Origin of the sequence: Stenotrophomonas sp. GD03958, from assembly GCF_029839005.1 — a bacterium.
Classification (GTDB): Bacteria; Pseudomonadota; Gammaproteobacteria; order Xanthomonadales; family Xanthomonadaceae; genus Stenotrophomonas; species Stenotrophomonas hibiscicola.
Genome location: NZ_JAOBZT010000082.1, coordinates 1 through 16,719 on the forward strand (window position 1 = coordinate 1; position 16,719 = coordinate 16,719).

Here is a 16,719-nt window from a genome sequence, read left to right on the forward strand (position 1 = left end):
TTGCTCGACTGTTACCGCCAAAAGTCGAGCATGGCTCGACGCTACAAACTAGAAATCGAACAACTCAGACAGGAAGTTGTCCTTCTTCTTTTTCTTGTAGCCGTGCCCCCGGTTGTCCTCGTAGCGCTGGCCGAGGTGGCGGGTATCACGGTGCATCACCGGTGGCGGCGCGGACGCCGGCTGAGCCTGCACGGGCGCTGGCGGAGGTACCGCAGCACCGGCGCCCGCACGTTCGATGATCTTGTCCAGCTCGCCACGATCCAGCCACACACCTCGGCAGCCAGGACAATAGTCGATTTCGATGCCATGGCGTTCGGCCATCTGCAGGGTCTGGGTCTTGCACACGGGGCACAGCATCGGCATTGCTCCTGTCGGTCTGGCAATGACTCTACCTGCCCTGTGATGACTGTGCGGCAACCCATGACCGATGGCACGGGGACTTCCGACGCGTGCCCGTGCCACGGCAGTCGCACACACTGGGCCCCCTGTTCCGCAAGGAGTGCGTACATGACCAGGTTGTCCCGCCTACCCAACGCCGTGCGCATGGGGCTGGTACTGCTGGGCGTTGGCCTCGGCCTGAACCTGCGCGATATCGCCGCGGCCATAGGCACACCGATTCCCGCACTGCCCATCCCCTATGGCGGCAGCCTGGTGGACAACGCGCTGGCGGCGCTGGTAGCACTGCTGCTGGCCGCGCTGCTGCGCCCCCGTGGAACAAGCCTGCTGGCCAGCCTCGGGCTGCGCGGGAATGGCTGGGGCGGCCCGATGTGGGTGCTGCTGGCCACCCTGCCGTGCTGGCTGGGCCTGGCACTGCTCGGCACACCAAACAAGGCACTGACCGCATCGGACGCCACGATGCTCGCAGTGCTGTTCCCGCTGGTCGAGGAAGTGCTGTTCCGGGGCCTCGGCTTCGTGCTGCTGGTGAAGCTCATGCGCGGGCCATGGCCCCAGCTCGCGCTGCCGCAGGCGCTGCTGTTCGGCTGGGTGCACTGGCTGGGGTTTCGGCGGGTTCGACGGCGGCGGCATCGCGCTGTTCGTCGGCGCAGTGATCGCCCTGGGCGGCTTCATCTTCGCCTGGCTCGACCACCTTGACGGCAACACGCTCTGGTGCGGCCTGGTCCTGCATGTTTCGATGAACCTGGCCTGGAATGTGTTCAGCCTCGATGACGCCCTCGCATTGGGCTGGCAGGCCACCAGCCTGCGCATCGGCACCGCCCTGCTCGCGGTCGCGGTGCTGGCCTGGCACGTGCATCGCCGGCGCCAGACGCGGTTGTAACGCCCACTTAGCTTGCCGTGCACGCCGGGATCACTACGGGCTTGCGCATACTTGCGCGCCTTTTCACCGTTGCTGTCCGGAGTTGTCGCGTCATGTTGCTGTCCAAGCGCCACGTCGAACCCCGCGTCCTGCTGATCGAGGACGCGGAGGAAACCCGCGAACTGAGCCGGCTGGCGCTGGAAAGCCAGGCCTGCCACGTGGCGGGCGTGAGCTCTGCCGAAGCGGCATTGGGCCTGCTGGCCGCCGGCGAGCGTTTCGATCTGCTGTTCACCGACGTCAATCTGGGTGCGATCAGTGGCATTGAAGCCGCCAACCGGGTCCGCAGCCTGTATCCCCAGCTGCCGATCCTGGTGACGTCGGGCATGGACCAGCACCACGTGCTGCCGCAGCTGCGCGACGGCATCCATTTCCTGCCCAAGCCCTACAACATGAGCGAGCTGCTCGACGCCATCCGGCTGTGCTTCCGGCACGCCGATGTGGGCGTATTGACCGGGCCGGATGCACAGGCGGCCTGAGGCATTCATCCACGCATGGCGTGGATCTACTGCAATGGCCCTGTAGATCCACGCCATGCGTGGATGGCGCCCATCATCAACCGCTGCTGTACGGCCCGCTACCCGGGAACACCTTCAGCAGTGCGCGGGTGATCATGTCCGGGTAGACCGTGAAGTGATCCTCGTCATCGATCACCATGTTCTCCACCTTCAACGATCGCCCGCTGCTGCGCAGCTGCTCGGCGAATTCTGCGTTGTGGCGCAGCATGTCGTTGCGGGTGAAATAGCGCGGCTCCGGCTTGACCGTCTCGAAGCTGCCCACCGACAGCACCACCGTGGTGGGCTGCGCCGGCGCCTTGGCTTCGGCCTGCATGCGCGGCACCCGATGGTCGTCGAACCACAGCGATGGGCTGGACAGGATGTAGGTGCGGAACATGTCCGGGCGCGTGGTCAGCACATAGGCGCCGAACAGGCCACCATAGGAATGCCCCGCATAGGCACGCCGCGCCGGATCGGTGCGGTAGCGCGCGTCGATCATCGGCAGCACCTGCCCAGCGAGGAAATCGCGGTAGTGCGCCGCGCCGCCGTAGCTGACGTCATCGCTGTAATCACGCGGATCGGTACGCACCGGGTCGCTGGGCGTGTAATCGCGCGAGCGGCTCTGCTTGGAGGTCAGGCCTTCCTGCGGCGGCAGCCCGACCAGGATGAAATCCTCGATGTTGACGCCCTTCTGCCCGACCATGTTGCGCACGCTGCGCACCAGCGGGAAGCCGTACAGCGCATCGGTCACGTACAGCACCGGGTAGTGCTTTTCCGGATGCGCCGCATAGTCGGCCGGCAGCGCCACCCAGACCGGATAATCGCGGCCGATCGGATCGTGCACGCGCAGCGCTTCGGTATCCGGCAGCACCACACCCGACACAGCGGCGGCCGGGCTCTCCTTCGCTTCACTCTGCGCTGCCGGCGGCGCCACCGACATCGCACAGCCACTCACGGCCAGGCAGGCCGCCACACTCCATCCACGCACACGCTGCATCCACACGCTCCCATTGCGGGCGGCGCACCGGATGGCGCCGCTGCCGCATCCTTGCATGGTGCGCAATCCACTGCCAGTGCGGTCAGGGCGAGGCCGGCGGCGCCGGGAACAGTGTGCGCAGCGCCTGCAATGCGGCCGGATGATAGATCGTAGCGTGGGTTTCTTCCGGCAACGGCAGGTACTTCACCAGCGGCGACGGCGAAGCCTGCTGCAGCAACTCGGCCAGTCGTGCAGTGGATGCGGCCAGCTCCGGCTGCCCACTGCTGGCCAGGAATACGCGCGGCTGCGCACGCGTCACCGCCGGCAGCTGTTTGGCTGCGCCGGCCAGCATTGCGCCACGGTTCCACCACAGGCTGGGGTCCAGCGCGATGTAGCTGTTGAACAACGTTGGCTCCTGCAGCAGCGTCTCGACCACGAACAGGCCGGCCAGCGATTCACCGATCAGCGCGCGCTCGTCGGTGGTCGGGTAGCGCTGGCGCACCTGCGGCATCAGCTCTTCGCGCAGGAACGCGCGGTAGGCCGCCGAACCACCAATGCGCGGCGCGATCTTCCGGTCCTGCGGGTCGTTGCTGGGGCCGGTCATGTCGCGGCGGCGCTCGGTGTTCTCGATGCCAACCAGCAGGAACGGACGCATGCTGCCGTTGCCGCTCAGCACCTGCACCAGCCCGGCCACATGCAGGAAGTCCTCGCCGATGCCGCCATCGGCCATGTACAGCACCGGCAACGGTGCCTTCGGGTCCAGGCCCCACGGCTGTGGACGGTAGACATTGATGCGGCGGGTTTCGCCCAGCGCCTTCGATTCGATGGTGAAGGTCTCGCCGATGACCAGAGGGGTCGCGGCAGCTGATTGTGCGGGCGGCGCCGGTTCGGCAGCCATCAGCGGCACGGCGGAGACGACGGACAACAAGAGCGACAGCACGATCAAGCGCATGGGGCGGTCCATACTGGGAAAGCGCTGAGCATAGAGCGCCGGAGGCACTGTCGTTCGCGGCACTTTGCCGATCTACCGGAACTGGAGCACCATGGAGTCGGTGATGGTCATGCAACGCGCACCATGGCTCACGGACTGGTCACCGCCACGCTCATATCCACAAGGAGGTTCCCATGTTCAGTGTATTGATCGCCGCCACCCTTGCCGCCGCCTCACCTCAGGCCAGCAGCACTCCGCCAGCATCCGCAGCATATGCGGACTGCCTGCTCGCCCACCTCCAACCGGGATTGTCCGACCAGGCGATCCCGCTGCTGCAGCAGGCCTGCGTCGCGAAGCATCCGGAGAGCTACGTCGCATATTCAGAACTGGAACGCCGGATCAGCGCGCAGCGCCGGGCTGACTTTGACGCGGCTCAAGCGGAAGCCGTGCGTTCCGCGAATGCGGCAGCGACGGCCGCACAGCAAGCTGCCGACGCGGCGACCGCAAAAGCCAAGGGAATGCGGACGAAGTAGAGGCCCTGGACCAGGCAACAAAAAAAAGGCACCGCATTGCGATGCCTTTCTGGATGACCTGGGTCATTGGATGCAGTGGTGGGCCGTGAAGGATTCGAACCTTCGACCGAAAGATTAAAAGTAACTGGGTAATTTCATTACTTTCAATGGATTACGCCGCCACTCGTTCCACTTCAATCTTTAAGGCGGGCGCTTGTAAGCCTTGAGCTACAACGGGCGCAGGAATTTTGCGGAACGGATTTCCTCCCCCTCCAGTTGCCTCAACAAGGCCTACCCCATCCCCCCGAATGACGGATCCTGGTCGACCTTGGCCAGCCGGTTGCCCCGGACCCTCTCCTGCCATTCCAGAGTCTTGGCGATGTCCCGACGTCCCCCCGCCGTGACCGATGACCCAATGCCGGAAGTGGCCGAGGTGGGCCACGATCGCACCGTCATCAACCTCAAGAGCGAATGGTTGAACACCTGGCTCAACCCCGACCCTGAGCATATGGATGAGCTGCAAATGGCGATGGACGATCCGCAGCGTCCCTACTACTAACACGCGCTTGAAAAGGCGGCGCAAGAACGCAATGGGCCCTGCAATGCAGGGCCATTTGCAACCTAACATCGGTGTTGACCAGCGCGCCTACTACCCACCGCACGGAAGAGTCCTTTCAGCGCGCTGCAACAAGTGCCTCAGCTTTACGAGAGGGCGACATCCGCCCTTTATATGCTCTTTCTTTCGGGCGGCTCAGATATCCCAATTCGCGACGGGGTGCCAGCCGCCCTCCACGTAGCAATGCATGTGCGGGCCGCGCTGACCGAATTCGTGGGCATAGAAGAAGCAATGAATAACGCAGGACACGCCTATAGGATTACGAGAAGCGCAAGTCCACTTCTTCATTTCATGCGGATGCTTCGCAACTATCAAATCCACATTGGTAGCCAGCCAATGGCAAGAAAGACCGTGGATATAATCTTCGGCGGCAAGGATGCCGTCATCGAAGTCGCCACTATCGACAACCTGCACGCCGACGACTTCATGCAGCTGGACACTATGAGGAAGTACAACTCATACAGCCGGAATGAAGTGGAGCGAATGATTGACTTGTTTCGCGAGCAGCAGGAGCGGCTGGGTGTGTACGAAATTCTTAGGCAAGGGACCAATCGCCTAATCTATGAAGTGCTTCAGCACATCTAAAGACGCGTATACGAACACCCCCACAGTACAGACATCAGGGTGCACAATCATTCCACTGAAGCTTGTGAGTTACGTCTCAGTGCCCGAGGGGAGACAGTGCTAGGCTCGCGCATCGAGAAGCGTGAAAGCCTCCATGATTTGTTACAAACTCTGGAGATGTCGCATGAAAAGGAAGGTTCTAGGATGCTCCGCAGCACTTCTTGTATCCACCTGTGCTTTGGCGCAGGTGCCTGACGCTGACACGCAGGAAGGCAAGGAGATGCGGATTCAAATTCACAGCTACATGAGTGAACACCCTACGGTCTCGATAGACGAAGCAATCACGCGCCTAGCGGTTCAAGGTGAGGTGATGTCGGATATTGAAGCGTTGCGTATCGAGTTCGCAGATCGTCTAACGGAACTGTCGATCAAAGACGCGCCAGATCAACACATCCTGGTGCAGCTCAAGGGGCCAGATCCAGTCGCGGATCGAACGATCAACACCGAGAACGGGACGACCCGCGTGGTGTTCGAGGTTGGTCACAAGTACACCCAGGACGAGTTTTACGCGCTCCTTGCTAAGCACAGACCTCTTCTTCACAGCGCCATACCAGGCATCACGGGGACGACTGGGTTCCCAGGCGAAGAACGGGTGCTGATTGACATAAACGGCGACAGCCGCCAAGCAGAAGAGTTGAAGGATACAATCAAGAAGCTTGAAAGAGTCACCGGTCTCAAGATTGAAGTCCGCCCCAACATGCCGAAGTCAGTCAACGCGGAGTATGTTGTTGGCGGCGCCCCCCCTCCAATCCAACAATAGCTACTGCACCTCAGGATTTAACGTTGCGATCCTCGCGCCGGACATAGCGCAGCGCGCTGGCACTCATCCCAATGATCGCCAGGGCACGGCGCTCGCTTGCCCCGCGCTGCACCCACTGCCGCACCAGCGCACGCCGCACCGGCGGGTCCGCTACCTTTCTCGCAGCGCGTCCTTGATCAGATCGTTCTCGAACAGCTGCTCGGCCAGCAACTTCTTCAGCCGGACGTTCTCGGCTTCCAGGTCCTTCAACCGCTTGGCGTCGGGCACGCTCATGCCACCGAACTTGCTGCGCCACAGTTGGTACGAGGCCTCGCTGAAGCCATGTCGACGGCACAGGTCCTTCACCGCCATGCCGGCCTCTGCCTCGCGTGGGAAGCCGATGATCTGTTCTTCGGAAAAGCGTTCTTCATGTCCAATCTCCGGCTTGTCGGGGATTGAACTCCAAATCGCCGTGCTACTCAAAACCTGAGGGACGTCGGGGGCACAAGAGCGCCGCCATGCGCGATAGATACGATCATCGCTTGCCTGTCGTGAAACCTGCATCTCTCCCGAAGTGTTCGGTAGGGTTTTCAGGAGCAAAAGAAAAAGGCGCCCCAAAGGACGCCTAAGTCGCTGATACAATTGGTGGGCCGTGAAGGATTCGAACCTTCGACCAAAAGATTAAAAGTCTTCTGCTCTACCGACTGAGCTAACGGCCCATTGCACTGCCCCAGCCTTTCGGCGGGGTGGGCATTCTACCCTACTTTGGCGGGCCGGGTGAAACCCCAGCGTGTCGAGGTTGCCGGCCAGCGGCCGGCACTACCCGATCTGGCGAACCCGCTTAAACCTTCCGGGCCTCACGCGCATCCAAGCTGTGAGTCCTGCCCGGAGCCAAGGATGCGCCTGCCCCTCTGCCTCGTTGCCGCCCTGCTGCTGCCCTGTACGGCACTGGCCACCCCATCCCAGGTCGTCACTGACGACATCGCCCGCTTCTGGGCCACCTATGATGCGGTGCGCACCGAGCCTGATGCCGAACGCCGGGTGGCGCTGGTCCAGCAACGCTACATCGATCCGGGCAGCCCCGGCCTGCATGCGCTGATGCAGGTGCGCAACTACACCGCCCGCGAATACGCCGAGGCCATGCAGGCCTGGCCTCGCTTCTGGACCTCAGTACGACCGCTCACCGCCAACGCGCAGCAGGCCAGTGCCACGCTGGAGCGCGATCTTGTCGCCTTCCGTGCGCTCTACCCTGCCCTGCGCCCGGCCACCATCACCTATGCGGTGGGCGTGCTGCGCACCGGTGGCACCACGCTGGATGACAAGGTACTGATCGGCGCGGAGATGGCGCTGGGCGATGAGCGCGTGGACGTGAGCGAGCTGCCGGCGAAGATGCGCGACCGCCTGCGGATCTTCTACGACAGCCGGCCGGGTGCGAACAACGCGCAGAACAACCTGCACGAATACGTGCACACCCAGCAGCGCGAGACCACCGGCAGCCTGGCCCAGTACGCGGTACGCGAAGGCGTGGCCGAATACGTGGCAGAGCGCATCAGCGGGCGCCGCCCGGCGTTGCCGCTGTACACCTATGGGCCAGCGCACGAAGCGGAAATCCGCGCGCGCTTCCGCACGGAGATGCACGGGGACAACCTGCACAATTGGCTGTACAACAGCGCGCGCAATCCATTCGGGGTGAGTGACCTGGGCTACTACGCCGGCTACCGCATTGCGCAGGAGTACATGCGCCGGCAGACCGACGAGAGGACTGCTGTCGCGCGGATGATCGAGTTGGACTATGCCGATCCGGCTGCGGTGCGGGCCTTCATCGAGGCATCGGGATGGTTGCAGCCCCGGTAGATCAGGGAGTGCGGACAAGCGCTTGGCACCCACCGAGGGAGTGATTGCCCCACCGGTGAAGCCGGCCAGCGGCCGGCTCTACCGGAAGCGGTCAGGCGTACAGCGTCGGGTCGGCGACGCCGGCCTCGGCGAAACCCTGCGCGCGCAGGCGGCACGCGTCGCAGTGGCCGCAGGCGGCGCCGTTGGCGTCGGCGTTGTAGCAGGACACGGTCAGGCCGAAGTCCACGCCCAGGCGCACGCCTTCGCTGACGATCTGGCCCTTGCTGAGGAACTGAAGCGGTGCGTGCACCTTGATGCCCGCGCCCTCCACACCCGACTTGGTGGCGAGGTTGGCCAGCGCCTGGAACGCGGCCACGAACTCGGGGCGGCAGTCCGGGTAGCCGGAGTAGTCGACGGCGTTGACGCCGCAGAAGATGTCGTTGGCGCCGAGCACTTCGGCCCAGCCCAGGGCCAGCGACAGCATGATGGTATTGCGCGCCGGCACGTAGGTGATCGGAATGCCGGCACCGCCGGCCTCGGGCACGTCGATGTCATCGGTGAGTGCCGAGCCACCGATGCTGCGCAGGTCCACGTCCACGGTCTTGTGCGCGACCACGCCCTGGGCCTTGGCCACGCGGGCGGCGGCGTCCAGTTCGGAGGTGTGGCGCTGGCCGTAGCGCACGCTCAGGGCGTGCACGGCGAAGCCCTGTTCCTGGGCCATGGCGATGACGGCGGCTGAATCCATGCCGCCGGAGAGAAGCACGACTGCCTTCTTCATGGAAAATCTTCCGGTTGGGAGGGGAAAGCCAGCACGCTGTCCCGCGCCGGAGCTACATCAGGGAACGCTGCGCCGGCTCATCGGCCCGGCTCGTCGTTCCACAGGATTTTATGCAACTGCATCTGGAAGCGCACCGGCAGCCGGTCTTCGACGATCCAGTCGGCCAACTGCCGCGCGCTGATCTCGCCCTTGCTCGGCGAGAAGAACACGGTGCAACGCTTCACCAGGCCGTGCTCGGCGACCATGGCCTTGGCCCAGTCGTAGTCCTCGCGGTTGCAGATGACGAACTTGATCTGGTCGCGGACGGTCAGCAGCGGCAGGTTTTCCAGGCGATTGCGGACGGCTTCGGCCGAGCCCGGCGTCTTGATGTCGACCACGCGCGACACGCGCGGGTCCACTGCACTGACATCCAGCGCGCCGGAGGTTTCCAGCGAGACATCCATGCCCGCATCGCACAGCTTCTGCAGCAGCACCAGGCAGCGCTTCTGCGCCAGCGGCTCGCCGCCGGTCACGCAGACGTGGCGGACGCCTTGGGCCAGCACCTCGGCCACGATGTCGTCGATGTCCCACCAGGTGCCGCCGTGGAAGGCATAGGCGGTGTCGCAGTACTGGCAGCGCAGCGGGCAGCCGGTCAGGCGCACGAACACGGTCGGCCAGCCGGCGGTATCGGCCTCGCCTTGCAGCGAGGTAAAGATCTCGGTGATCTTCAGGCGCGGCAGCGGCGACTGCACGATGTCGCTGGGGGTGGCGACGGCGTTTGACGGGGTAACGGCGGTCATGGCGGGTACTTCTTGGTGGGGCACGTGGCGGGTTGGCTACCGTGGCCGGTAACGAAAGCAGCCGAGCGTGGGCTCGGCTCTACAACAACAACCGGGCGGGCATGGCCCAGCCGGTAACGAAAGCAGCCGGGCGTGGGCTCGGCTCTACAACAGCAACCAAACGGGCATATCCCTGCCAGTGACGCGAGCCGTCGGGCATGGCCCGGCGCTACCGGATCCGGGCGGGTTTGCCGGTCCGGAAACGAAAGCAGCCGAGCATGGGCTCGGCTCTACAGGGCACCCATTGTACGCCCGGTCAGCGGATCAGCGGATCTGCTTGCCCAGGCGGATGGACTGCAGACGGTCCTGCGCGGTGCGCGCGGCGTCCGAGCCGGGGTACTGCGCCACGACGGTCTCCAGCGTCTGCTGGGCCTGGTCTACCTTGCCCTCGCCGTACTGCGAGAGGCCGATCTTGAGCAGGCCGCCCGCGGCTTTGTCGTGGGTCGGATAGCGCGAGAGCAGTTCACGGAACTGGGTCTCGGCCATCGGGAAATTGCGGGTGGCGTAGTAGCTCTCGCCCAGCCAGTACAGCGCGTTCGGCGCGTAGACGCCATTTGGGTACAACTCCAGGAAGCTCAGGAACAGCTGCGCCGAATCGTCGTACCTGCCGGCCTTCAAGGCATCGAAGGCAACGTTGTAGGAGGTGCGCTCGTCACCGGTGGCGGCGAGGCTGCCGGCATCACCATGGACGGAAGGCGGCCGCTCGGAAGTAGCCGCCGCTGCGGGTTTTGCCGGGGCCGGTGCGGCCTTGGGCGCGCTCGCCGGAACGGGCGGCAGGGCCGGGGCGGCGTTGCCCCCTTCCAACCGGTTCAGGCGGCTGTCCAGATCCAGGTACTGGTCCTGGGCGGACTGCTTGAGCTGGGCGTTGTCGTGCTGCAACTGCTCGATCGAAGCCTGCAGGCTGGTGACCTGCTGCCGCAGCTGATTGATCTGGTTCAACAGGTCCTGGTTGGCACTGTTGTTGTACATCTGCTGCTCGAGCGCGCCGACACGGTCAGCCAGGCTCTGTCGCTGTGCGTGCGCCGGTGCGGCAGCCACGAGGGCTGCCGCAACGACCAGCATCAGTTTGATGCCAATGCGCATGGATTACTGCGCGGTGTAGACGATTTCGACGCGACGGTTCTGCGACCAGCAGGACTCGTTCGACTCGGTGCAGACCGGACGCTCTTCACCGTAGGACACGACGGTCAGCTGCGAAGCCGAACCACCGTTGGCCTGCAGGGCCGAGCTGACGCCGTTGCCACGACGCTCACCCAGGGCCTGGTTGTACGCGCGCGAACCGCGCTCGTCGGTGTGGCCCTGCAGGGTGATGCGCGAGGACGGACGGTCACGCAGGTACTTGGCGTGGCACGCCATGATGGCCTGGAATTCCGGCTTCACGTCTTCCTTGTCCAGGTCGAAGTAGACCACGCGCTGGCGCAGGCAAGCGTCGGTGTCCAGGTCGCCCGGGCCGTACAGGCCGGAGGTCGACGGACCGGTCGGGGTGGTGGTCGAGGTGCCGGTGTCGACCGGGGCTGCCGGCTCTTCCTTCACCTTCTTCGAGCAACCGGCCAGGACGGCCACAGACAGCAGGGAAACAAGCAGAACGCGGGTGGACTTGTTCATGGCGATACCTTTGTGGCTCCTAAGCCGATGAGGGGTTCAAGACAACGAAAATATTAACACTCTTTTAGCGCTGGGTACGGTATGGGGACCATGCCGGTTCGCGCACATCACCGTCAGCCAGGACCAGGCGCTGGCGAACCCGCGCATCGGCCGAAACGGCATACAACACACCACGGCCACCTTCGCGGGCGGCGTACAGCACCATGCTTGCGTTGGGCGCAAAGCTCGGCGATTCATCCAGCGAACCCGGGGACAGCGTGCTCCAGCGGGGCGAGCCCAGCGAGCTGTCCATCATCGCGATCTTGTAGCTGTTGCCAGAACCCTGGGCGACGACGATCTTCTTGCCGTCGTAGGACACCGACGGCTTGGCATTGTAGTTGCCCTGGAAGGTCACGCGCTCGGCGCTTCCGCCACCGGCACCGACCTTGTAGACCTGCGGACGGCCGCCGCGATCGGAGGTGAAGTACACCGCGCTGCCGTCCGGTGCCCAGGTCGGCTCGGTATCGATGGCGAAGTGGTTGGTCAGCTGGGTCAGCTGCTTGCTGCCCAGGTCCATGACGTAGATTTCCGGGTTGCCCGAACGCGACAAGGTCAGGGCCAGCTTGCGGCCGTCCGGTGAGAACGCCGGGGCGCTGTTGATGCCACGGAAGCTGGTGACCAGCTCGCGCGCGCCAGTGCCGATGTTCTGGATGTAGATGGCCGAATTGCCACGCTCGAAGCTGACGTAGGCCAGCTTGCTGCCATCCGGGCTCCACGACGGCGACAGGAGCGGCTCGGCCGAACGCACGATGGTCTGCGGGTTGAAGCCGTCGGAGTCGGCCACCATCAGCGCATAGCGCATGGCGTCGCCCTTGCCGCTGGCAGTCACGTAGGCGATGCGGGTCCAGAAGGCGCCGCGGATGCCGGTGATCTTCTCGTAGATGGCGTCGGCCATCTGGTGGGCGACGTCGCGCATGGCGTTGCCGCGGGCAGTCATCGCCAGGCCCAGCAGGCGCTCGCCCTTGGGCACGTCGAACAGTTCGTATTCGACGCGGTAGGCACCGGCACCGGCGTCGAGCACGCGGCCGACCACGATGTAGTTCTGCTTCAGCGCGCGCCAGGTGGCGAACTGGATGTCGCCGCCACGCACCGGCTTTTCGACGATCTGCGCTTCCGGCAGCGTGCGGAACTGGCCCGAACGCTCCAGGTCGGCACGGACCACGCCGGCGACGTCGGTCTGCGGAGCGGCCGACGAACCCTGGTAGGGCATCGGCACGATGGTGATCGGCAGCGCGGAGGCATTGCCACCGATGATGTCGATATCCAGCCCCTTCTGCTGCGCGACGGCAGCAAAGGGCAGCAACAGGGCCGCAAACACGGCAAGCCAGCGAGGCATCTTTTTCATGGAGCGCTCAATAGGGGGAAACCGGAACGAGGGATAGCAAAGCAGGAGTGAACCGCTTCGCAATCATGAACCAAGGGTACGTGAATTCCGGGTCAGTTCCAGCCCGTCCTCTCACGCACCGTTAACGTCGTGGCTAACATCGCACCGCCTGCCCCGATCGCACCGCCCCACAGCGCGGTGCTCGACAGCAGCCCACAGCCTGCCCGGTCGCGACCGGGGCCGCCAGAGGCAAGCGCGACATCAGTAGGCGCGGGTGGCCCGAAAGCCACCTGCCCGCCTCAGCGATCCTGGGCGGTAAAGGTGAAGTTGAGCGTACGCGCGAACACCGACTCGAAGCCGCGGTACGGCAGTGGCTGCGCATTGAGCACCGCGGCCTCGATCGAACGCTTGCCGGCCTCGTCGTAGGGGCAGTTCGGGCTGACCTTGGCCTGCATCACTGTGCCACCCGGAATCTGGGTGATGGTGATCTGGCAGCGCTGGCCCAGCGGCACCGTATCCGGGCGCACCCACTGCGACAGCACCTTGGCCTGGATCGCTGCGGCGTACTTGGCTGAAAGATCGTCGCTGTTGCCACCACCACCGGCCGCCGGCTGGGAAGCGCCGCTGGAGCCGGCAGCGGCACTGCCGGCGGCATTGCGCGCAGCAGCCACCTGGCGCAGCTTCTGCTCGGCCAGCTTGGCTTCCTTCTCGGCCTGCTCACGACGGGCACGGATCTCGGCGATCTTCTTCTGCTTCTCGGCCTCGGCCTTGTCCGCGGCCTGACGCGCCTGATCGGCCTGCTTCTTCTTCTCGTCCGCTTCCTGCTGCTTGGCCAGGCGCAGCTTCTGCTCCGCTTCTTCCTGGCGCTTGCGTTCGGTCAGGTCGATCTGCTCCTGGCGGCGCTTGGCTTCCTGTTCCTGCTTGGCCTTCTCCTGCGAGATGGCCAGTGCGCTCACCGCTTCCTGGTCCTTGGTATCCGGCTGCGCGACGCGCTCCTGCGCCTGTTGCTGCTGCGGCGTGGGTGCGTCCTGCGGGCGCGGCTCGGGAATCGGCTGCGGCGGCGGAACGGTGTCTTCCGGCACCGGGATCGGCTCGGCCACCGGCGGCGGCAGGTCTTCCAGCTTTTCCGACTGGCGCAGGGCCTGGCGCGCGGCGGACGCCTCAGACGCGGACAGCGCCAGGCTGGCCTCCACCGAAGGGTCACCGGCGGCGGCATCGGTGTTGCGCTCGGGTGACCAGAACCAGGCCACGATGAAGACCAGCGCGACCAGCAGGTGCACCAGCAGTGCCAGTGCCAGGGGCAGGCCCCAGCCGGGTTCGCGCTGATGCGAAGGTGGCAGGGCGTCAGCGTGCATCGGTGGCCAGGCCTACCTTGTCTACCTTGGCGCGCTTGATCACATCCATCGCGGCGATGACCTTCTCATAGGCCACGGCGCGGTCGGCGGCGACGATCACGCGCACGCCCTTGTCCTGGGCGGCAATGCCAGCCAGGCGGCCTTCCAGTTCCTCGGCCGACACGGCGGCCGGTTCCTTGGCGTCGGGCAGCTTCAGGCTGAGCTGGCCGTCCTGGCGCACCGAGACGATCACCGGGTCCTGCTTGCTTTCCAGCGCCTTGGCGTTGGATTGCGGCAGGTCGACGTCGAAGCTCAGGGTGAGCAGCGGCGCGGTGACCATGAAGATGATCAGCAGCACCAGCATGACGTCGATGTAGGGGACGACGTTGATTTCCGATTTCAGCTTGCGGCGCTTTCGGCGGCCGATGGCAGCGGACATGGCTTGGACTCCCGGGTCAGGCGCTTACTCGTCGCCAGCGCTCTGGCGCTGCAGGATGGAGCTGAACTCTTCGGCGAAGGTCTCGAACCGCACCGACATGCGCTCCACGCGGGTGGTGAAGCGGTTGTAGGCCCACACCGCCGGGATCGCCACGAACAGGCCGATGGCGGTGGCGAACAGCGCTTCGGAGATGCCCGGCGCGACGGCGGCGATACCGGCCTGCGCACCGCTGCTGATCATGTCGTGCATGGTCACCATGATGCCGAACACGGTACCGACCAGGCCCACGTACGGCGCGGTGGAGCCGATGTTGGCCAGCAGTTCCAGGTTGCGCTCAAGCTGGTCCACTTCGCGGGTGTAGGTGGTACGCATGGCACGCTGCGCGCCTTCCAGCTGCGCACGGCCGTCCAGGCGGCGCTTGTCGCGCAGGCGGGTGTACTCGCGGAAACCGGCTTCGAAGATAGCTTCCAGGCCGGTCACGCTGCGGCTGCGGTCGGTGGCGGCGCTGTACAGCTTGCCCAGGTCGGCGCCGGACCAGAAGCGGTTCTCGAACTCGTCGGCTTCGCGGGTGGCCTGCTTGAACACGCGTGCCTTGCGGAAAATGATCACCCAGCTGACGAACGAGCCGACCAGCAGGAGCAGCACGATGATCTTCACCGGCAGGCTGGCCTTGGCCATCAGTTCGAGGTAGTTGATGCCGCCGCCGGTGGTGGCCTGGGCAAGGGTCTGTGTCGCGGCGTTGCTGACGTCGGCCGGCAGTGCCTCGGTGACCGTGGCCTGCAGGGCCAGGAGCGTTGCGATCATCCGTTGTTCCTCAGTGTTCGGATTCGGGGTGGAGGTGGGGTTGCAGCACGGCAAGGACGGCCTCGTCCATGCCACGCGGGCGGAAACTGGCCGCGTCCAGTGCGGCGATGCGGACCTGGGCCGACAGCAGCAACTCGCCGTCGCGCAGGATCTGCTGGTCGAAGACCATGCTGGCCTTCTTCAGCTGGACCAGACGGGCGCTCACCTGCAGGGTGTCATCCAGCCGTGCCGGCCTGATGAAATCCATCTGCATCGAGCGCACCGCGAAGACCATCCCATGCTCGGCGCGCATGCGCTCCTGGCCGTAGCCGAGCGCACGCATCCATTCGGTCCGGGCCCGTTCCATGAAGGCCACGTAGCGGGCGTGGTAGACCACGCCGCCTGCGTCGGTATCTTCCCAGTAAATGCGTGTCGGCCAACTGAATAGTGGCTCAACCAACATCGGGAACCTCCGCGAACAGGTCCTGCGGCGGGTTCTTCGGCTTCAGGCCCATGTGCCGGTAAGCCTTGTGGGTGGCCATGCGGCCACGCGCGGTACGCACCAGGAAGCCCTGCTGGATCAGGTAGGGCTCGACCACGTCTTCCAGCGTGCCACGCTCCTCGGACAGGGCCGCGGCCAGCGATTCGATACCGACCGGGCCGCCATCGAAGTAGTCGACCAGGGTCCTGAGCAGGCGCCGGTCGAGCTCATCAAAGCCCTCCGGGTCGACCTTCAGCATCTGCATCGCAGCCTGTGCCACGGCCTCGTCGATGTGGCCGCCGGCCTTGACCTGCGCGTAGTCGCGCACGCGGCGCAGCAGGCGGTTGGCGATACGCGGGGTGCCACGCGCGCGGCGCGCGATCTCCCCTGCCCCATCGGCGGTGCAGTCGATGGCCAGGATCGCCGCCGAACGGCGCACGATGCGGGTCAGCTCTTCGACGCTGTAGAACTCCAGCCGCTGGACGATGCCGAAGCGGTCACGCAGCGGTGCGGTCAACAGGCCGGCACGGGTGGTGGCACCGATCAGGGTGAACGGCGGCAGGTCAATCTTGATCGAGCGGGCAGCGGGGCCCTCGCCGATCATGATGTCGATCTGGAAATCTTCCATCGCCGGGTACAGCACTTCCTCCACCACCGGCGACAGGCGATGGATCTCGTCGATGAAAAGCACGTCGTGCGGCTGCAGGTTGGTCAGCAGCGCAGCCAGGTCGCCAGCCTTCTCGATCACCGGGCCGGAGGTCACGCGCAGGGCCACGCCCAGTTCGTTGGCGATGACGTGGCTGAGCGTGGTCTTGCCCAGGCCGGGCGGCCCGAAGATCAGCACGTGGTCGAGCGCGTCGCCGCGCCCCTTGGCCGCTTCGATGTAGATCTCCATCTGCTCGCGCACCGGGGCCTGGCCGAGATAGTCGGCCAGGCGCTTGGGGCGGATGCTGGCGTCGGCGGCGTCATCCTCGCGGGTGGCGCGGGCGCCAATGATGCGGTCGTCGGTCATACCGTGATTATGCGGTAAATGGTTGCATTCCGGGGCCGGAAGCACGGTAGTGCCGGCCGCTGGCCG

The 16,719-nt window shown here is 65.0% G+C and carries 19 protein-coding genes, 1 tRNA gene and 2 pseudogenes; 7 read left to right on the plus strand and 15 right to left on the minus strand.

The features are described from left to right. Positions 1-48: 48 nt before the first annotated feature. Complete coding sequence (locus N5C25_RS17935; protein ID WP_251102470.1) at positions 49-357, minus strand: zf-TFIIB domain-containing protein; 309 nt, start codon at positions 355-357, stop codon at positions 49-51. Positions 358-507: 150 nt separating this feature from the next. On the opposite strand from N5C25_RS17935, the pseudogene N5C25_RS17940 reads away from it, so the two are divergent. Together N5C25_RS17940 and N5C25_RS17945 are read left to right on the plus strand one after the other, a co-directional pair. Beyond that, positions 508-1,276, plus strand: a pseudogene (locus tag N5C25_RS17940) (CPBP family glutamic-type intramembrane protease). A 92-nt stretch (positions 1,277-1,368) separates the two neighbouring features. Beyond that, positions 1,369-1,791 carry a response regulator gene (locus tag N5C25_RS17945; RefSeq protein ID WP_251102468.1) on the plus strand — a complete coding sequence of 141 codons (423 nt, stop codon included), beginning with the start codon at positions 1,369-1,371 and terminating at the stop codon, positions 1,789-1,791. A 76-nt stretch (positions 1,792-1,867) separates the two neighbouring features. On the opposite strand, the gene N5C25_RS17950 is transcribed toward N5C25_RS17945, so the two are convergent. Beyond that, positions 1,868-2,806 (minus strand): alpha/beta hydrolase-fold protein, encoded by a 939-nt coding sequence (locus N5C25_RS17950; protein ID WP_279937507.1) that lies wholly within the window; start codon positions 2,804-2,806, stop codon positions 1,868-1,870. A gap of 82 nt (positions 2,807-2,888) precedes the next feature. After that, positions 2,889-3,737, minus strand: coding sequence for an alpha/beta hydrolase-fold protein (locus N5C25_RS17955; RefSeq protein WP_279937508.1), 849 nt, complete (start codon positions 3,735-3,737; stop codon positions 2,889-2,891). 173 nt (positions 3,738-3,910) lie between these two features. On the opposite strand from N5C25_RS17955, the gene N5C25_RS17960 reads away from it, so the two are divergent. The 4 genes from N5C25_RS17960 (at position 3,911) to N5C25_RS17975 (ending at position 6,228) form a co-directional block, all read left to right on the plus strand. After that, positions 3,911-4,249 (plus strand): hypothetical protein, encoded by a 339-nt coding sequence (locus N5C25_RS17960; RefSeq protein ID WP_279937509.1) that lies wholly within the window; start codon positions 3,911-3,913, stop codon positions 4,247-4,249. Between the two features lie 358 nt (positions 4,250-4,607). Next, positions 4,608-4,787, plus strand: coding sequence for a hypothetical protein (locus tag N5C25_RS17965; RefSeq protein ID WP_262214355.1), 180 nt, complete (start codon positions 4,608-4,610; stop codon positions 4,785-4,787). 132 nt (positions 4,788-4,919) lie between these two features. After that, a complete protein-coding gene (locus N5C25_RS17970; protein WP_279937510.1) occupies positions 4,920-5,429 on the plus strand; it encodes a hypothetical protein in 510 nt (169 codons plus the stop codon). 163 nt (positions 5,430-5,592) lie between these two features. Further along, positions 5,593-6,228 (plus strand): hypothetical protein, encoded by a 636-nt coding sequence (locus tag N5C25_RS17975; protein ID WP_279937512.1) that lies wholly within the window; start codon positions 5,593-5,595, stop codon positions 6,226-6,228. Between the two features lie 22 nt (positions 6,229-6,250). Here N5C25_RS17975 and N5C25_RS17980 read toward each other — a convergent pair. Continuing rightward, positions 6,251-6,579, minus strand: a pseudogene (locus tag N5C25_RS17980) (transposase); the annotation flags it as partial. A 271-nt stretch (positions 6,580-6,850) separates the two neighbouring features. Next, positions 6,851-6,926: transfer RNA gene (locus N5C25_RS17985), tRNA-Lys, on the minus strand. A gap of 178 nt (positions 6,927-7,104) precedes the next feature. Here N5C25_RS17985 and N5C25_RS17990 point away from each other — a divergent pair. After that, positions 7,105-8,061 (plus strand): DUF2268 domain-containing putative Zn-dependent protease, encoded by a 957-nt coding sequence (locus tag N5C25_RS17990; RefSeq protein ID WP_279937513.1) that lies wholly within the window; start codon positions 7,105-7,107, stop codon positions 8,059-8,061. A gap of 91 nt (positions 8,062-8,152) precedes the next feature. Here N5C25_RS17990 and queC read toward each other — a convergent pair whose 3' ends face one another. The 10 genes from queC to ruvB all read right to left on the minus strand — a co-directional run bounded on the left by queC (position 8,153) and on the right by ruvB (position 16,653). Next, entirely contained in the window at positions 8,153-8,818 is a 666-nt protein-coding gene (gene queC, locus N5C25_RS17995; RefSeq protein ID WP_262214350.1) for a 7-cyano-7-deazaguanine synthase QueC, read from the minus strand. 77 nt (positions 8,819-8,895) lie between these two features. After that, positions 8,896-9,597 carry a 7-carboxy-7-deazaguanine synthase QueE gene (gene queE, locus N5C25_RS18000; protein WP_065178898.1) on the minus strand — a complete coding sequence of 234 codons (702 nt, stop codon included), beginning with the start codon at positions 9,595-9,597 and terminating at the stop codon, positions 8,896-8,898. A gap of 303 nt (positions 9,598-9,900) precedes the next feature. Continuing rightward, on the minus strand, positions 9,901-10,719 hold the full coding sequence (gene ybgF / locus N5C25_RS18005) for a tol-pal system protein YbgF (RefSeq protein ID WP_019660125.1): 819 nt from the start codon (positions 10,717-10,719) through the stop codon (positions 9,901-9,903). 3 nt (positions 10,720-10,722) lie between these two features. Further along, positions 10,723-11,241, minus strand: coding sequence for a peptidoglycan-associated lipoprotein Pal (gene pal / locus N5C25_RS18010; protein ID WP_005418510.1), 519 nt, complete (start codon positions 11,239-11,241; stop codon positions 10,723-10,725). A 64-nt stretch (positions 11,242-11,305) separates the two neighbouring features. Then, a complete protein-coding gene (gene tolB / locus N5C25_RS18015) occupies positions 11,306-12,625 on the minus strand; it encodes a Tol-Pal system beta propeller repeat protein TolB (RefSeq protein WP_019660126.1) in 1,320 nt (439 codons plus the stop codon). A 278-nt stretch (positions 12,626-12,903) separates the two neighbouring features. Beyond that, positions 12,904-13,959 carry a cell envelope integrity protein TolA gene (gene tolA / locus N5C25_RS18020; protein WP_279937515.1) on the minus strand — a complete coding sequence of 352 codons (1,056 nt, stop codon included), beginning with the start codon at positions 13,957-13,959 and terminating at the stop codon, positions 12,904-12,906. Then, positions 13,949-14,377, minus strand: a complete 429-nt coding sequence (gene tolR / locus N5C25_RS18025; RefSeq protein ID WP_006438804.1) for a protein TolR — start codon at positions 14,375-14,377, stop codon at positions 13,949-13,951. Before tolR ends, tolA begins: the two co-directional genes overlap by 11 nt. 24 nt (positions 14,378-14,401) lie before the next feature. Then, positions 14,402-15,181, minus strand: coding sequence for a protein TolQ (gene tolQ, locus N5C25_RS18030; RefSeq protein WP_005410752.1), 780 nt, complete (start codon positions 15,179-15,181; stop codon positions 14,402-14,404). A 10-nt stretch (positions 15,182-15,191) separates the two neighbouring features. Continuing rightward, a complete protein-coding gene (gene ybgC, locus N5C25_RS18035; protein ID WP_019660128.1) occupies positions 15,192-15,623 on the minus strand; it encodes a tol-pal system-associated acyl-CoA thioesterase in 432 nt (143 codons plus the stop codon). Beyond that, positions 15,613-16,653, minus strand: coding sequence for a Holliday junction branch migration DNA helicase RuvB (gene ruvB / locus N5C25_RS18040; RefSeq protein ID WP_279937517.1), 1,041 nt, complete (start codon positions 16,651-16,653; stop codon positions 15,613-15,615). The genes ybgC and ruvB overlap by 11 nt, the downstream gene beginning before the upstream one ends. Positions 16,654-16,719: the final 66 nt, after the last annotated feature.

What these genes read in the sequence shown, in the direction of transcription:
- N5C25_RS17935 (WP_251102470.1), bottom strand. Translation starts at nt 357, where the DNA reads ATGCTGTGCCCCGTGTGCAAGACCCAGACCCTGCAGATGGCCGAACGC.
- N5C25_RS17945 (WP_251102468.1), top strand. Translation starts at nt 1,369, where the DNA reads ATGTTGCTGTCCAAGCGCCACGTCGAACCCCGCGTCCTGCTGATCGAG.
- N5C25_RS17950 (WP_279937507.1), bottom strand. Translation starts at nt 2,806, where the DNA reads ATGCAGCGTGTGCGTGGATGGAGTGTGGCGGCCTGCCTGGCCGTGAGT.
- N5C25_RS17955 (WP_279937508.1), bottom strand. Translation starts at nt 3,737, where the DNA reads ATGCGCTTGATCGTGCTGTCGCTCTTGTTGTCCGTCGTCTCCGCCGTG.
- N5C25_RS17960 (WP_279937509.1), top strand. Translation starts at nt 3,911, where the DNA reads ATGTTCAGTGTATTGATCGCCGCCACCCTTGCCGCCGCCTCACCTCAG.
- N5C25_RS17965 (WP_262214355.1), top strand. Translation starts at nt 4,608, where the DNA reads ATGTCCCGACGTCCCCCCGCCGTGACCGATGACCCAATGCCGGAAGTG.
- N5C25_RS17975 (WP_279937512.1), top strand. Translation starts at nt 5,593, where the DNA reads ATGAAAAGGAAGGTTCTAGGATGCTCCGCAGCACTTCTTGTATCCACC.
- N5C25_RS17990 (WP_279937513.1), top strand. Translation starts at nt 7,105, where the DNA reads ATGCGCCTGCCCCTCTGCCTCGTTGCCGCCCTGCTGCTGCCCTGTACG.
- queC (WP_262214350.1), bottom strand. Translation starts at nt 8,818, where the DNA reads ATGAAGAAGGCAGTCGTGCTTCTCTCCGGCGGCATGGATTCAGCCGCC.
- queE (WP_065178898.1), bottom strand. Translation starts at nt 9,597, where the DNA reads ATGACCGCCGTTACCCCGTCAAACGCCGTCGCCACCCCCAGCGACATC.
- ybgF (WP_019660125.1), bottom strand. Translation starts at nt 10,719, where the DNA reads ATGCGCATTGGCATCAAACTGATGCTGGTCGTTGCGGCAGCCCTCGTG.
- pal (WP_005418510.1), bottom strand. Translation starts at nt 11,241, where the DNA reads ATGAACAAGTCCACCCGCGTTCTGCTTGTTTCCCTGCTGTCTGTGGCC.
- tolB (WP_019660126.1), bottom strand. Translation starts at nt 12,625, where the DNA reads ATGAAAAAGATGCCTCGCTGGCTTGCCGTGTTTGCGGCCCTGTTGCTG.
- tolA (WP_279937515.1), bottom strand. Translation starts at nt 13,959, where the DNA reads ATGCACGCTGACGCCCTGCCACCTTCGCATCAGCGCGAACCCGGCTGG.
- tolR (WP_006438804.1), bottom strand. Translation starts at nt 14,377, where the DNA reads ATGTCCGCTGCCATCGGCCGCCGAAAGCGCCGCAAGCTGAAATCGGAA.
- tolQ (WP_005410752.1), bottom strand. Translation starts at nt 15,181, where the DNA reads ATGATCGCAACGCTCCTGGCCCTGCAGGCCACGGTCACCGAGGCACTG.
- ybgC (WP_019660128.1), bottom strand. Translation starts at nt 15,623, where the DNA reads ATGTTGGTTGAGCCACTATTCAGTTGGCCGACACGCATTTACTGGGAA.
- ruvB (WP_279937517.1), bottom strand. Translation starts at nt 16,653, where the DNA reads ATGACCGACGACCGCATCATTGGCGCCCGCGCCACCCGCGAGGATGAC.